General features: G+C 73.3%; 8 protein-coding genes. 4 read left to right on the top strand and 4 right to left on the bottom strand.

Annotated features, from left to right (window positions below):
• Positions 1-198: 198 nt before the first annotated feature.
• The gene (locus B7R87_RS32360; RefSeq protein WP_006344740.1) at positions 199-1,824 is read left to right on the top strand and encodes an acyl-CoA synthetase; all 1,626 of its coding nucleotides are present in this window, start codon (positions 199-201) and stop codon (positions 1,822-1,824) included.
• On the opposite strand, the gene B7R87_RS32355 is transcribed toward B7R87_RS32360, so the two are convergent.
• Positions 1,779-4,793 (bottom strand): FAD-binding and (Fe-S)-binding domain-containing protein, encoded by a 3,015-nt coding sequence (locus tag B7R87_RS32355; RefSeq protein WP_006344741.1) that lies wholly within the window; start codon positions 4,791-4,793, stop codon positions 1,779-1,781. The genes B7R87_RS32360 and B7R87_RS32355 overlap by 46 nt on opposite strands.
• 40 nt (positions 4,794-4,833) lie before the next feature.
• Positions 4,834-6,000 carry a pyridoxal-phosphate-dependent aminotransferase family protein gene (locus B7R87_RS32350; protein ID WP_006344742.1) on the bottom strand — a complete coding sequence of 389 codons (1,167 nt, stop codon included), beginning with the start codon at positions 5,998-6,000 and terminating at the stop codon, positions 4,834-4,836.
• A gap of 97 nt (positions 6,001-6,097) precedes the next feature.
• Here B7R87_RS32350 and B7R87_RS32345 point away from each other — a divergent pair, with 97 nt between their 5' ends.
• The 3 genes from B7R87_RS32345 to B7R87_RS32335 all read left to right on the top strand — a co-directional run bounded on the left by B7R87_RS32345 (position 6,098) and on the right by B7R87_RS32335 (position 9,501).
• On the top strand, positions 6,098-6,850 hold the full coding sequence (locus B7R87_RS32345) for an IclR family transcriptional regulator (RefSeq protein ID WP_006344743.1): 753 nt from the start codon (positions 6,098-6,100) through the stop codon (positions 6,848-6,850).
• Between the two features lie 268 nt (positions 6,851-7,118).
• Positions 7,119-8,480, top strand: coding sequence for an SLC13 family permease (locus tag B7R87_RS32340; RefSeq protein WP_006344744.1), 1,362 nt, complete (start codon positions 7,119-7,121; stop codon positions 8,478-8,480).
• Positions 8,481-8,895: 415 nt separating this feature from the next.
• Positions 8,896-9,501: a response regulator transcription factor gene (locus tag B7R87_RS32335; RefSeq protein ID WP_006344745.1), complete on the top strand. Its 606-nt coding sequence runs from the start codon at positions 8,896-8,898 to the stop codon at positions 9,499-9,501.
• 21 nt (positions 9,502-9,522) lie between these two features.
• On the opposite strand, the gene B7R87_RS32330 is transcribed toward B7R87_RS32335, so the two are convergent.
• Positions 9,523-11,412 carry an ATP-binding cassette domain-containing protein gene (locus B7R87_RS32330; protein WP_130585123.1) on the bottom strand — a complete coding sequence of 630 codons (1,890 nt, stop codon included), beginning with the start codon at positions 11,410-11,412 and terminating at the stop codon, positions 9,523-9,525.
• Positions 11,409-13,307: an ATP-binding cassette domain-containing protein gene (locus B7R87_RS32325; protein ID WP_130585124.1), complete on the bottom strand. Its 1,899-nt coding sequence runs from the start codon at positions 13,305-13,307 to the stop codon at positions 11,409-11,411. The genes B7R87_RS32330 and B7R87_RS32325 overlap by 4 nt, the downstream gene beginning before the upstream one ends.
• Positions 13,308-13,473 lie beyond the last annotated feature (166 nt).

Raw genomic sequence — 13,473 nt, 5'->3', positions numbered from 1 at the left:
CTGAGCGCCTCGCCGGGCGTTCGCCCGGACCGGCCGCCCCGAAGGCCGGGCCCCGCGGCCCGACGGTCCGGGCCGACGACCGTCCGGTGCGCGTCCCGGCGTCTGTCCCGGACGCCGGGACGCGCACCCGGACTCCGGCGGGCGGCTCGGACCGAGTCCGCCGCGCCGCGCGGGACGCGCCCAGGGTCAGGAGGAACGGTGGAGTACAACCTTGCCGACCTGTTCGAGTCCGTCGTCGACGCGGTGCCGGACCGGGAGGCGCTGGTCTATGCCGACCGTCCCGGGACGGGGGCGGAGCGCAGGCTGACGTACGCGGAACTGGACGCGGCCGCCAACCGGGTCGCGCACCATCTGACCGCGGCGGGGATCCGGCCCGGCGAGCACCTCGGGCTCCATCTGTACAACGGCGTGGAGTATGTGCAGACGCTCCTGGGCGCCCTGAAGGCCCGGATCGTGCCGGTGAACGTCAACTACCGGTACGTGGAGGAGGAGCTGGTCTATCTCTACCGGGACGCGGATCTCGCGGCGCTGGTCTTCGACGCGGAGTTCGGCGGGCGGGTGGCGGGCGCGCTGCCGCGGACGGAGAAGCTGCGGCATCTGCTGCGGGTCGGTGGGCCGGGCACGGGTGCGGGCGGTGTACCGGGCGCGGTGGACTTCGCCGCAGCGACGGCCGCGGCGTCCCCGGAGCGCGGTTTTCCCGCCCGGTCGGCGGACGATCTGTTCATCGTCTACACGGGCGGTACGACCGGAATGCCGAAGGGGGTGATGTGGCGCCAGGAGGACCTGTTCTTCTCGGGGCTCGGTGGCGGCGCGCCGACGGGGGTGCCGGTGGGGCGGCCGGAGGAGCTGGCCGAGCGGGTGGCCGCGGGCGGTGACGGGCTCACTTTCTTCCCCGCTCCCCCGCTGATGCACGGCACGTCCACCCTGACCGCGTTCATCGCTTTCCACTTCGGCCAGCGGGTGGTGCTGCACCGCCGGTTCACGGCCGATGACGTGCTCCGTACGGTGGAGAAGGAGCGGGTGAGCACGGTGTCGCTGGTCGGCGACGCGATGCTCCGGCCGCTCATCGACGCGCTGTCCGGGCCGATGGCGGGCACGGATCTGTCGTCGCTGTTCAGCGTCTCGTCGTCGGGGGCGATCATGTCGGATTCGGTACGGGCGGAGTTCGCGGCGCTGGCGCCGCACGTCGTGCTGCTGAACAACTTCGGTTCGTCGGAGTCGGGTTTCAACGGGACGGCCACGGAGGACTCGGGGCCGGAGAAGGGTTTCCGGCTCCGGGTCAACGCGCGGACGGCGGTGGTCGACCCCGTGACGTATGAACCGGTCGCGGTGGGCGAACCCGGCCGGATCGCGCAGCGCGGCCATGTGCCGCTGGGCTACTACAACGATCCGGCCAAGACCGCGGAGACCTTCTTCCGGCGGGGCGGCGAGCGGTGGGTGCTGCTCGGGGACATGGCGACGGTGGACGAAGACGGGGTGGTCACCGTCCTGGGCCGGGGTTCGCAGTGCATCAACACCGGTGGCGAGAAGGTGTATCCGGAGGAGGTCGAGCAGGCCCTGAAGGCCCATCCGGGTGTTTACGACGCCCTGGTCGCCGGGGTACCCGACGCCCGGTGGGGGCATCGGGTCGCGGCCGTCGTCCAGGTGCGCGACGGGGTGGTGCCGCCCACGCTGGACGAGATCAGGAACCACTGCCGGGACCGGCTGGCCGGGTACAAGCTCCCCCGTCAACTGGTGGTGGCGGGGGAGATCCGGCGCTCCCCCAGCGGAAAGGCGGACTACCGCTGGGCTCGGTCGGTGGCGTCGGAGGCCGCCGCGGGGTGAGCGGGGTCCCCGGGGCCTTCGGCCAGGGCGGCGCGGATCAGCTGGACGGGGTGCCAGGCGGTGCGCTCGGTGCCGTGGAAGATCTGCTGGCGGCAGGAGACCCCGGTGGCGACGATGACCGTGTCGTCGCCCTCGGCCCGTACCGCCGGGAAGAGCCGGTCCTCACCGACGGTCAGGGAGACGTCGTAGTGCTCCGACTCGAAACCGAAGGAGCCTGCCATTCCGCAGCAGCCGGCGTCGACCTCGACCACCTCGGCGCCCGGGATGCGGCGCAGCATTTCGACGGTGGCGGCGGTGCCGACCTCCGCCTTCTGGTGGCAGTGGCCGTGGTAGAGGAGGCGCCGTCCGGCGGGCCAGGTGTCGGCGCCGAGCGTCAGCCTGCCGTCGTCGATGGCGGCTGTGACCAGTTCTTCGACCTGCTGGACCCGGCCGGCGATGTCCTCGACGGCGGAGTCACCGGGGAGCAGGGCGCGGTGTTCGTCGCGCAGGGTCATCAGGCAGGAGGGTTCGCAGCCGACGACGGGTGAGCCCGGTGGAGTGGACTCGGCGAGCAGGTGCACCAGGGCGAACGCCTTGTTCGCGGCGTCCTCGACCAGCCCCTTGGAGAGGCTGGAGCGGCCGCAGCAGCCCCCGCTCTCCAGCCGGACGTCCCAGCCCGCGCGTTCCAGGACTTCGATGGCGGCCCGGCCGATCTCCGGTTCGGTGTAGGTGGTGAAGGAGTCGGCGAGATAGGTGAGGACGCCCTGGCTGCCGGGGGCGGCCGCGGTCCGCCGGTGGCGGCGGAACCAGCGGACGAGGTTGCGGCGGGCGAAGCGGGGCAGCGGCCGGGCGGGGGCGATGCCGAGCAGGCGGTCCATCAGCTTCCGTACGGGGCCGATCCGGCCCGGCAGGTTCGACAGGGGCGCGGTGGCGGAGCCCAGTCTGTTGAGGAAGCGGATCGAACCGAAGATCCGGGAGCGCAGCGGGGTGCCGTGGAGGTCGTGGTGGTGGGAGAGGGCCTCGGCCTTGAGGGTGGCCATATCGACGCCGAGGGGGCATTCGCTCTTGCAGGCCTTGCACATCAGGCAGAGGTCGAGGACCTCGTGGAGGCGTTCGTCGCCGAGCGCCTTGCGGGGGTCGGGTTCGGAGAGCGCCTTGACCAGGGCGCCCGCCCGGCCGCGGGTGGAGTCCTCCTCGTTGCGGGTGGCCATGTAGGAGGGGCACATGGTGCCGGTGCCGCTCTTGCGGCAGAGTCCGATGTTCATACAGCGGTCGGCGGCGCCGCGCATTCCGCCGAGCACCTCGAAGTCGAGGCGGGTGCGGAGTTCGGGGGCGGGCGGCAGGGCGGGATCGCGCAGATGGTCGGTCATCGACGGGGCGTCGACGATCTTGCCGGGGTTCATCCGGTTGTCGGGGTCGAAGACCCGCTTCACCCGGCGCATCGCCTCGTACAGGTCGTCGCCGAAGATCTCCCGGTTGAACTCGCTGCGGGCGAGTCCGTCGCCGTGTTCGCTGGAGTTGACCCCGCCGTACTCGGTGACCAGGTCTTTGATCTCCTCGGCGACGGTCCGCATGGTGGTGATCTGGTCGGGGTCGGTGAGGTCGAGGAAGGGCCGGATGTGGAGGCAGCCGACGGAGCAGTGGCCGTAGAACCCGGCGGTCAGTCCATGGGCGTCGAGGATGTCCTTGAAGCGGGCGGTGTACTCGGCGAGGTGGACGGGGTCGACGGCGGTGTCCTCGACGAAGGCCAGCGGACGCCGGGTGCCCTCGCCCGCCGCCATCAGCAGTCCGAGTCCGGCCTTGCGGACCTTCAGCAGGGCCGTCTGTTCGGCCGGGGTGACGGCCTGGAGGGTGTGGTAGCCGTGGCCCTCGGCCCGCCACAGCTCGGTCAGCTTGGCCAGCCGGTCCTTCAGTTCGGCCTCGTCGTCGCCGGTGAAGGCGGTGAACAGGAGTGCTTCGGGGTCGCCTTCGAGGAGGGAGCCGAGGGACGCGTATTCGATCCTGCGGCGGGACAGGTCCAGGATCGTGCGGTCCATCAGCTCCACGGCCGACGGGTTGAGGGAGAGGGCGGATTCGGTGGCGCCGATGGCTCCGGCGACGGAGGTGAAGTGGCCGACGGCGAAGACGGTGTGCCGGGGTTTGGGCACCAGATCGACCAGGGCCCGGGTGGCGATCACCAGGGTGCCTTCGGAACCGACGACGAACTTCGCCAGGTCGAAGGGGATGTCGTCGCGGGCGAGCCGGTCGAGGCGGTAGCCGCAGGCGCGCCGCCAGAAGCGGGGGAAGCCGTCGGCGATGGCCGCCGCGTCGGCCCGGATGATCTCCGGGAGTTCGCGGTAGATCCGGCCTTCGAGGGTGGCGCGTCCGGCGCGGCGGGCGCGTTCGGCCTCGTCGACGGGTTCGAAGCGGGCCGTGGTGGCGTCGGAGAGGACGACGTCGAGGGCGCGGACGTGGTCGATGGTCATTCCGTGGCGCAGCGAGCCGCTGCCCGCGGAGTTGTTGCCGATCATTCCGCCGAGGGTGGCGCGGTTGCTGGTGGAGGTGTCGGGGCCGAACATCAGCCCGTGGGGGGCGGCGGCCCGGTTGAGCTGGTCCTGGACGACGCCGGTCTCCACCAGGGCGGTACGGCTGCCGGGGTCGAGCTCGATGATCTTGTTCATATGGCGGGACAGGTCGAGGACGAGCCCGGGGCCGACGGTCTGCCCGGCGAGGCTGGTGCCGGCGCCCCGGGGCAGTACCGGAAGGCCGTGTTCGGCGGCCGCGGCGACGGCCGCCCGGACGTCGTCCTCGTGTCGGGGGAAGACGACGCCGCGGGGTGTGATGGCGTACATGCTGGCATCGCGCGAGAACAGCCTGCGGGTGTAGTCGTCGAAGGCGACCTCGCCGTCCAGTTCGCGGCGCAGGCGGTGTTCGAGATCGCGGTCGGCGGTGGTTCGGTCTGCGGCCGGGGCCGGGGGCACGGCTCCGGGGCTTTCGTGGACGGAGGTCATGGGCGGTGCTCCCGGAAGGATGCGGTCGGGCGGTGGGGCGTCACGGGGTGCTGAGCACCTCCAGCGCGGCGGGGAGCCCGGCCGGGTCGGCGGGGACTCCCGCGAGGTGGAGTCCCATCTGCACCCCGGCGAGGGTTCCGGCGAGGGTGAGGTCGTTGAAGTGGCCGAGGTGCCCGATCCGGAAGACCTTCCCGGCGAGCTTCCCGAGCCCGGCGCCGAGGGACATGTCGAACCGTTCCAGGACGATCCTGCGGACCTTGTCGGCGTCGTGGCCCTCGGGCAGGAGGACGGCGGTGAGCGACCCGGAGTGCTCGCGCTCGTCGGCGCAGAGGACTTCGAGGCCCCAGCCGCGGACGGCGGCGCGGGTCGCCTCCGCGTGCCGGGCGTGCCGGGCGTACACCTCGGGCAGCCCCTCGGCGTTGAGCATCTCCACGGCCTCGACCAGTCCGTAGAGCAGGTTGGTGGCCGGGGTGTAGGGGTACATGCCGCGGCGGTTGGCCTCCAGGATCGGCCCCCAGTCCCAGTACGAGCGCGGCAGTCCGGCCTGCTCGCGGGCGGCGAGCGCCTTGGCGCTGACGGCGTTGAACCCCAGTCCGGGCGGGAGCATCAGGCCCTTCTGGGAGCAGGAGACGGTGACGTCGACGCCCCATTCGTCGTGGCGGTAGTCGATCGACCCGAGGGAGGAGATGGTGTCGACCAGCAGCAGGGCGGGGTGGCCGGCCTCGTCGATGGCGCGGCGGATGTCCGCGATCCGGCTGGTGACACCGGTCGACGTCTCGTTGTGGACCACACAGACCGCCTTGACGGAGTGGTCGGTGTCGGCGGCGAGCCGGCGCGCCAGCTCCTCGGGGTCGGCGCCGTGCCGCCAGTCGCCGGGGACGATCTCGGTCCGCAGGCCCAGGGAGCGGGCCATCTCCTCCCAGAGGGTCGAGAAGTGGCCGGTCTCGAAACAGAGCACCCGGTCACCCGGGTCGAGGGTGTTGACCAGGGCGGCTTCCCAGGCTCCGGTGCCGGAGGACGGGTAGATCACGACGGGGCCCGAGGTGCCGAAGACCGGCTTGATCACATCGAGCAGACGGGTGGTCAGGGCGGCGAACTCGGGGCCGCGGTGGTCGCAGGTGGGGGCGGACATGGCCCGGAGCACCTGGTCGGGGACGTTGGTGGGGCCGGGGATCTGCAGGAAGTGCCGGCCGGTGCGAACCGTCATGGGAGGGACTCCTCCAAAACTCTTGTGCCGTGTAGCGGCACGCTGTACCGTGGGATGGCACGGGGAGAATGGCACGGCCCTACCCGGGAGTCAATAGATGCAGAACGTTCTCAATGCCCTGCGCACCCTCGAAGAGGTCGCGGAGCGGCAGCCCGCGGGGGTCGCCGAGCTGGCGCGGGCCCTCGGCCTGCCGAAGAGTTCCGTGCAGCGGGCGCTGGTCACGCTGCACGAGGCGGGGTGGATCCGGCCGGCCGCCGGAACCCCCACGCGATGGACCGTCACCACCAAGGCACTGCACGTGGGCCGGCGCGCGACGGGCGAGCTGGACCTGCGCGATATCGCGGTCCCGGTGATGGAGGAGCTGCGCCGGCTCACCGACGAGACCGTGCATCTGGCGGTGCCGGAGGGCGGAAAGGTGGTGCTGGTCGAGCGGCTGGAGACCAGCAAGCCGGTACGGATCGTGCTCCCGCTCGGCCATGTGCTGTCGCCGCACGCCTCGGCGAACGGCAAGGCCCTCCTGGCGGCGGGCCCTGCGGAGGCCGTGGAGCGGCTGATCGCGGACGGTCTGGAGCGGTTCACCGACGCGTCGATCACCGATCCGGCCGCGCTCCGCGCCGAGCTGGCGGCGATCCGCGCGCGGGGTTACGCGACCAACGGCGGCGAGTGGCGGACCGATGTGTCGGCGGTGGCGGCGGCCGTGGTCGACGCCTCGGGCACTCCGGTCGCAAGCATCAGCGTCAATGTTCCGAGCAGCCGGATGACGGACGGCTCCCGGGCCGCCCTGGGCGCGGCGGTGCGAGATGCGGCCCGGTCGGTGGGCGAGGCACTGGGGCGGCCCCCGGCCCGCTGAGAGGGCCCGCCGAGACGGCCCGGTGACGTGGCGCGGCAGATCGGACGGCTCGGGGAATCTCTGTCCGACCTCTTGACTCGGCCAGGAGCGGGGGCCTTCCATACTCCCCATCGCGGAACTTGCGTTCCAAATGGCGGAATTCGTTGATGCGTGGGGACAACGCATCAAGGCCCGCCCCCTTCCGGCACCGCCCTCCCCCTCGGCGTACCCGCACGCCCGGTGGTGCCGCCGCCCCGTAGTGACCATCGACCGAAGGCGAGGAAGCCTCGTGTCCGATCACGTCCTGGCCATTGCCGCACTAGCCGTCGTTTTCACCGTCGCCACCATCACCTCTGTACATATGGGCGCCCTCGCCATCGTGGCCGCCTTCGTCACCGGATCCCTCTTCTTCGGCCAGTCGGCGGACGATCTCTTCGGGGGTTTCCCCGGCGATCTCTTCGTCGTCCTGGTCGGCGTCACGTTCCTGTTCGCGATCGCCCGCAACAACGGCACCGTGGACTGGCTGGTACAGGCCTCGACCCGGGCCGTACGCGGCCGGATCGCCCTGATCCCCTGGGTCCTGTTCCTGGTCACGGCCACCCTCACAGCCGTGGGCGCCGTGGTGCCCGCCGCTGTGGCGATCGTCGCCCCCATCGGGGCCGGATTCGCCACCCGCTACCGGATCAACCCCGTACTGATGGGTCTGTTCATCATCAACGGGGCCAGCGCGGGCGGATTCTCGCCCATCAGCGTCTTCGGCAGCATCACCAACGGCGTCGTCTCCCGCAACGGGATCCCGGGCAACCCCGCGCTGCTCTTCGCCGCCTCCTTCGTCTTCAACGTCCTGCTCTGTCTCGTGGTCTTCGCGCTCTTCGGCGGGCGCGGGCTGCTGGGGCGCCGGGTGGGCGAAGAGGGCACGGCCGCGGCACCCCCGGGTACGGGCTCCGCCCCCGCCCCGAGGCCCCCGGGTGCCCCGGGCGGGGCACCCGGCACGGGCGGTGGGGTCGCCCTGGCTCCCGCCCCCGCCGTAACCGCGGTGGAACCGGAGCTGCGGCTCGACCGGGTACGCGCCCTGACCCTGCTGGGTCTGCTCAGCCTGGTCCTCGGGGCGCTCGTCTTCGATCTGCACGTCGGACTGCTCGCGCTGACCGTCACCGTGGTGCTGTCCCTGGTCGCCCCGGAGTCCTCGAAGGGGGCCGTGGACCGCTGCGCCTGGTCGACGGTGCTGCTGGTCTGCGGCATCGTGACCTTCGTGGCGATGATGGAGCGGATCGGCACCATCTCGTATCTGGGCACCGAGGTCGCCGGGATCGGGGCACCGCTGCTGGGCGCCCTGCTGATCTGCGCCATCGGGGCCGTGGTCTCCGCGTTCGCCTCCACGACCGGCATCCTCGGGGCGCTGATCCCGCTCGCGGTGCCGTTCCTGCTGGCCGGCGAGGTGGGCGCGGTCGGCCTGGTGATCGCGCTGGCGATCTCCTCGTCGGTGGTGGACTCCTCACCCGTCTCCACCAGCGGAGCCCTGGTGACGGCGAGCGTGCCGGAGACGGAGCGGGAGACCGTGTTCCGCCGGCTGATGGTCTGGGGATTCAGCATGGCGGTCGTGGCACCGCCGGTGACCTGGCTGCTGTTCGTCGCCCCCGGGTGGCTCTGAGAATTCACGCCGCCCGGGCGGGGTCCGCACACCCCGCCTCCGGGCACTTCCCCGTCCACCGGACCCGCCGCCGCACCGTGGCGCGGCCCGGCCGCGGGCGTTTCGGCACCACGAGAAACGCGCCGCCGCTCCCGCATCACACTCCTCGGGAGAACTCCCAACTCCCGTATCAGCAGGCTGAGTTGTACCGCCTTTCACCGGCCTCCCGGAGGCCTCTCCCGCCTCCCGTTTCCCGTTTCCTACCGGCGGGTCATATTCCGGCCCTGTATTCCGGCCACCGCTCCCCCGCCACCGGGCCGTATTAGTCATTTCGTCAGTGGTGCGCGTTTCAACCGTGCTGAACTGGTGAACAGTGGCGCACAGCGCGTCGTGCAACTGCGCTGTGGATACGCGGCCACGAGCAAAGGAGCATCACATGACGACGGTTCTGCTGGTCCATGCGGTATCTCTGTGGAGGGCCTCGCTGGCCTGTCTGCTGAGCAAGGACGAGAACCTCGACGTACACGCCACCGACAAGGGCGGCGTGAGGACCGCCGTACAGGAGTGTCCACCGGACGTGATCGTCACGGATCTTGAGTGTCCGCACTCCATGGAGGTGCTCACCTTCATGGAGTCCTTACGCGGTGCCGAGGAGTCGGGTCCTGGGCTGGTGGTCCTGGCGCGGGCCGACCGGGCGGGTGATCTGCGCCGCGCCGGAGACGCCGGGGCCATGGGGTACGTCGACAAGCTCGGCCCCGTGGACAGCCTCGGCGATGCGGTCGGGAAGGTGGCGGCGGGCGGGCGGCATATCGACGAGTCGCTCGCCTTCGGTCTGCTCAACGCCTCCGAGGTGCCATTGTCCCCCAGAGAGTTACGGGTGCTGGAGCTGGCCGCCGAGGGAGAGTCGGTGACGTCGATCGCCAGTGCGCTGCATCTGGCGAGCGGGACGGTGCGCAACTATCTGGCCGCGGCGATACGGAAGACGGGCGGCCGGAACCGGCTGGACGCGATACGGCTGTCCCGGGACTTCGGCTGGCTGTGACGGCCGCCGCGGGCACCACGGCTACCGGGACGAACGGACCGCCTGGTCCGCCTGGTCCGCCTGGCCGGGAGGGGCCTCCGGGGCCTGCGGCGGAGCCCAGCGGCCGGTCAGTTCGCGGAAGAGTGCGGAGCGCGTGAGCAGTTCGTCCGGGGTGCCTTCCTCGGTGCGGGTGCCGTCCATCACGAGAACGCGTGCGGCGCGCCGGGCGGACGACAGCCGGTGCGCCACCACGACGAGCGTGTCGGCGCGGGCCGCGAGCGCGGTCTCCGCGCGGGCCTCGGCCGCCGGGTCGAGATGGCTGGTCGCCTCGTCGAGGACGAGCAGCGGCGCGGTCGCCACATGGGCCCGGCCCAGGGCGACGAGCTGCCGCTCCCCCTGGGAGAGCCGGCGGGGGTCGAGGGGCGCGTCCAGTCCGCCGAGGCGTGCCGCGAGGGCGTCGAGGCCGATGGCGGTGACGGCGGCCGCGAGGTCGCCGTCGGGCGCGCCGGGCCGCAGATAGCGGAGGTTGTCGCGGAGCGTGCCGGTGAAGACGTACGGCTGCTGGGGCAGCAGGGTACGGACCGCGGTCGGCTCCTGACCGGCGGCCGGGCGGCCCAGCCAGCGCACTTCACCGGCGGTCGGCCGCGCCACTCCGGCGAGTACGGCGGCGAGCGTGGACTTGCCGCTGCCGCTGGGGCCGACGACGGCGAGGTGGTCGCCCGGGAGCAGGCGCAGGTCGAGCCGGTCGAGAACCGGCCGGGCCCGGGGGCCGTACGCGAAGGACACCTGCCGCAGTTCGGCGCGGGGCACCGGGACGACGGCAGCGGTGCGCGGGACGGTACGGTGCACGGCGCCCCGGCCGTCGGGTGCCGCGGCCGGGTCGGGGGGCAGTTCGGCCCGTCCGGTGAACCGGTCCAGGACGACGAGGAGCCGTCCGCCTGCCGTGCCGAGGGCGGCCAGCAGGGCGTTGAGCGCGGGCGCGAGGGACGTCGTCAGATAGGTGAAGGCGCCGATGAGTCCGCCGGTGGTCAGTCCGTGGTCCATCAGCCAGGGGGCGGCGGCCAGGAGCAGGACTGGGGGCAGCCGTTCGCCGACGGCGAGCGCGATGATCCGCAGGGCGGACCAGCGGGCGAGGGAGCGGGCGGCGGCGGTCTGGGCTTCGGCGAGCTCCCGGCTGCGCCCGGCGATCGGGTCGGCCGCCCCGGTGGCTGCGATATCGCGGAGGGCGGCGGTGGTCCGGCCGGTGTGCGCGGCGAAGGCCTCGTCGGCGTCCAAGTAGTCCCGCTGCCGGGCGCCCATCGGGATCAGGGTGGCGAGGAAGAGTCCGGTGCCGAGCAGCAGCGGCGGCAGGACGACGACGAGCAGCAGCGGGGAGAGGGTCGCGAGTCCGGCGAGCGCCCCGGCGGAGGTGAAGACGAATCCCCGGAGCGCGAGGACCAGTCCGGCCCAGCCGTCGCGGGCGATTTCGCTCTGGTGGGTGACCCGGGAGACTGCTCCGGTGCCCGTGGTGGGGTTGCCCCCTTCCGTGGTCAGGGCCCTGGCGGTGGCCCTCCGTACCAGACCGTCCCGCAGGGGTTCGACGAGGTCGGCGAGGCCGGCGAAGACGCCGCGCTGGGCGAGGAAGGCGGGGACGACGGCGACGGCGGCGAGCGCCAGCCAGAGCGTTCCGGTACGGGGTTCTCCGGCGAGGAAGCCGTCGTCGAGGGCGCGGGCGACGGCGTATCCGCCCGCGAAGGTCTGCGCGAACTCCAGCAGGGACCAGCCGAGCAGTCCGCGGAGCACCCGGGTGCGGGCCCGGAGGAAGGGCAGGCCTTCGGCGGCGACGCGGCGCAGGGCGCGCTGTTCGGCCCGGCGTCCGGAGCCGGAGTGGCTGCTTCCGCGGGAGTCGTTGCTTCCGTGGGCGCCGGATACGTCGTCGGGTGCACCGGTCATGACGGCTCCTCGGCCGCGGTGAGGGCGTGGGAGGGCGCGGGGAGGGAGTGGGAGTCGTCTCGGGCGCCGGAGGGACCGGGCGGTTCCGGTGGTTCGAGCAGCTCGGGGGCTTCGGGCGCCTCTGCGGAGTCGGGCGCCTCTGCGGGGTCGGGGGCCTCTGCGGGGTCGGGTGTGCTGAAGACCGCCCGGTACTCCGGATCGCGCCACAGGTCGGTGTGGCGCCCGGTCGCGCGCAGCCTCCCGCCGTCCAGCCAGACCACCTGGTCGGCGGCGGCCGCGGTGGCCGCGCGGTGGGCGACCAGCAGCCGGGTGCAGGTCCCGGCCCGGCGGGCGAGGGCGTGCTGGATACGGGCCTCGGTGACGGTGTCGAGGCTGGAGGTGGCATCGTCGAGGACGAGGAGGCGGGCGTCGCGGACGAAGGCCCGGGCGAGTCCGAGGCGCTGGTACTCGCCGCCGGAGAGGGGCGCTCCGGCGAGCGGGGTCCGGGCTCCGGCGGGCAGCAGGGCGACGAATCCGTCGGCGCTGGCGTCGCGGAGCGCGGTGTCGACGGCTCCGGGTCCGGGCCGGTCGGGGCCGAGTGCGACGGCGTCCTCGACCGTGGTGCCGAGGAGGGCGGGGCGGGCGAAGGCGTAGCCGATGTCGTGCCGGAGCCGGATCGGGTCGGCGCCGTCCAGGGGGACGCCGTCGACGGCGACGGTCCCGGTGTCGGGGTCGGTGAGCCGTCCGGCGACGGCGGCGAGCAGCGATTTCCCGGCGCCGGAGCGGCCGACGACGGCCGCGGACGTGCCGCCGGGCACGGTGAGCGTGATGCCCTCCAGCAGGGTCCGGCCGTCGCGGACGACGCCGACGTCCCGGAGTTCGAGGGTGCCGGGGCCGCCGGGCGGCAGGACGAGGGAGCGGTGCGGTACGGGTGCGAGGGCGAGCAGCGGGTCCAGCCGGGCGGCGGCGGCGCGGCCCCGGGCGAGGGCGCCGAGGGTGCCGGTGAGGGCGCCGAGGCCGAGGGCGAGTACCGCGTACCGCGAGACGGCGAGGAGATCGCCGACCGTGATCGCGCCCGCGGCGAGCCGGGTGCCCGCGACGGCGAGGACGACCACGGTCAGCAGGGGCATCAGGACGGCGGCCTGGCCGGTGGCGGTGCCCTGGATGCGCCAGGTGCGGCGGCCGTGGGCGGCGAGGCGGCCGAGTGGTTCGGTGATCCTGCTGTGCTCGCGGGCCGCCGTACCGGCGGCGCGGACGGTGGCGATGCCGTCGAGCGCCTCCGTCAGCCGGGTGGCGACGAGGGCCTGTTCGCGCTGGTAGTCGGCGGCGGCGTCGGCGCTGCGCCGCAGCAGGACACGGAGCAGGAGGACGGCGGCGGGGAGTCCGGCGATGAGGGCGAGGCCGGTCCACGGGTCGATGAGGAGCAGGGCGACGGCGGCGCCGAGGGGCAGCAGCGCGCCGGGGACGGCGGCCGCGGCCGTGACGGGGACGGACGCGGCGTCGGCCGCGTTGGCGGTGACCCTGGTGGTGAGGTCCCCGGGCGGCAGGGCACCGGCGTCCCTCGGGGCCGCGCGCAGCAGCCGGTCGAGGACTTCGGTGCGGAGCCGGGCGGTGCGGGCGGCGGTGCTGGTGCCGCCGAGGAGGGCGACGAGTGCGTCGAGCCCCGCGTCGGCGGCGGTCAGTGCGGCGCAGAGCGCCAGTCCGGCCCAGGGGACTTCGCCCCCGGTGACCACCCGGTCCAGGGTCCGGCCGAGTACGGCGGGGAGCGCGACGGCGGCGAGGGCGCCCGCGGTGGTGCAGAGGACGAGGACGGCGATCAGGGCCCGATCGGCCCGGCCGGAGCGGCCGGACCTCCGTGAAGACGGGGACGGGGACGGGGACGGGTGCGGCGGAGCGGTGGTGCGGGCGTCGCTCATGAGAGGGGCCGGATCCGGTACGGGCCCGTGCGGGCCGGGTTCCCGGGGGCCGGGAGCCGGGTGCGGCCGGTCGTCATGCGGACGGTCCTTCCGGTGTGCGGGTCCTTCCGGTGTGCCGGTCCGGCCGGGGAGGGCGGCCGGACGGACGGGACCGGCCCCGGGGCGA

It is taken from the genome of Streptomyces tsukubensis (assembly GCF_003932715.1).
In the GTDB taxonomy this organism is placed as follows: Bacteria; Actinomycetota; Actinomycetes; order Streptomycetales; family Streptomycetaceae; genus Streptomyces; species Streptomyces tsukubensis.
This window is presented reverse-complemented; position numbering and strand designations above follow the sequence as displayed.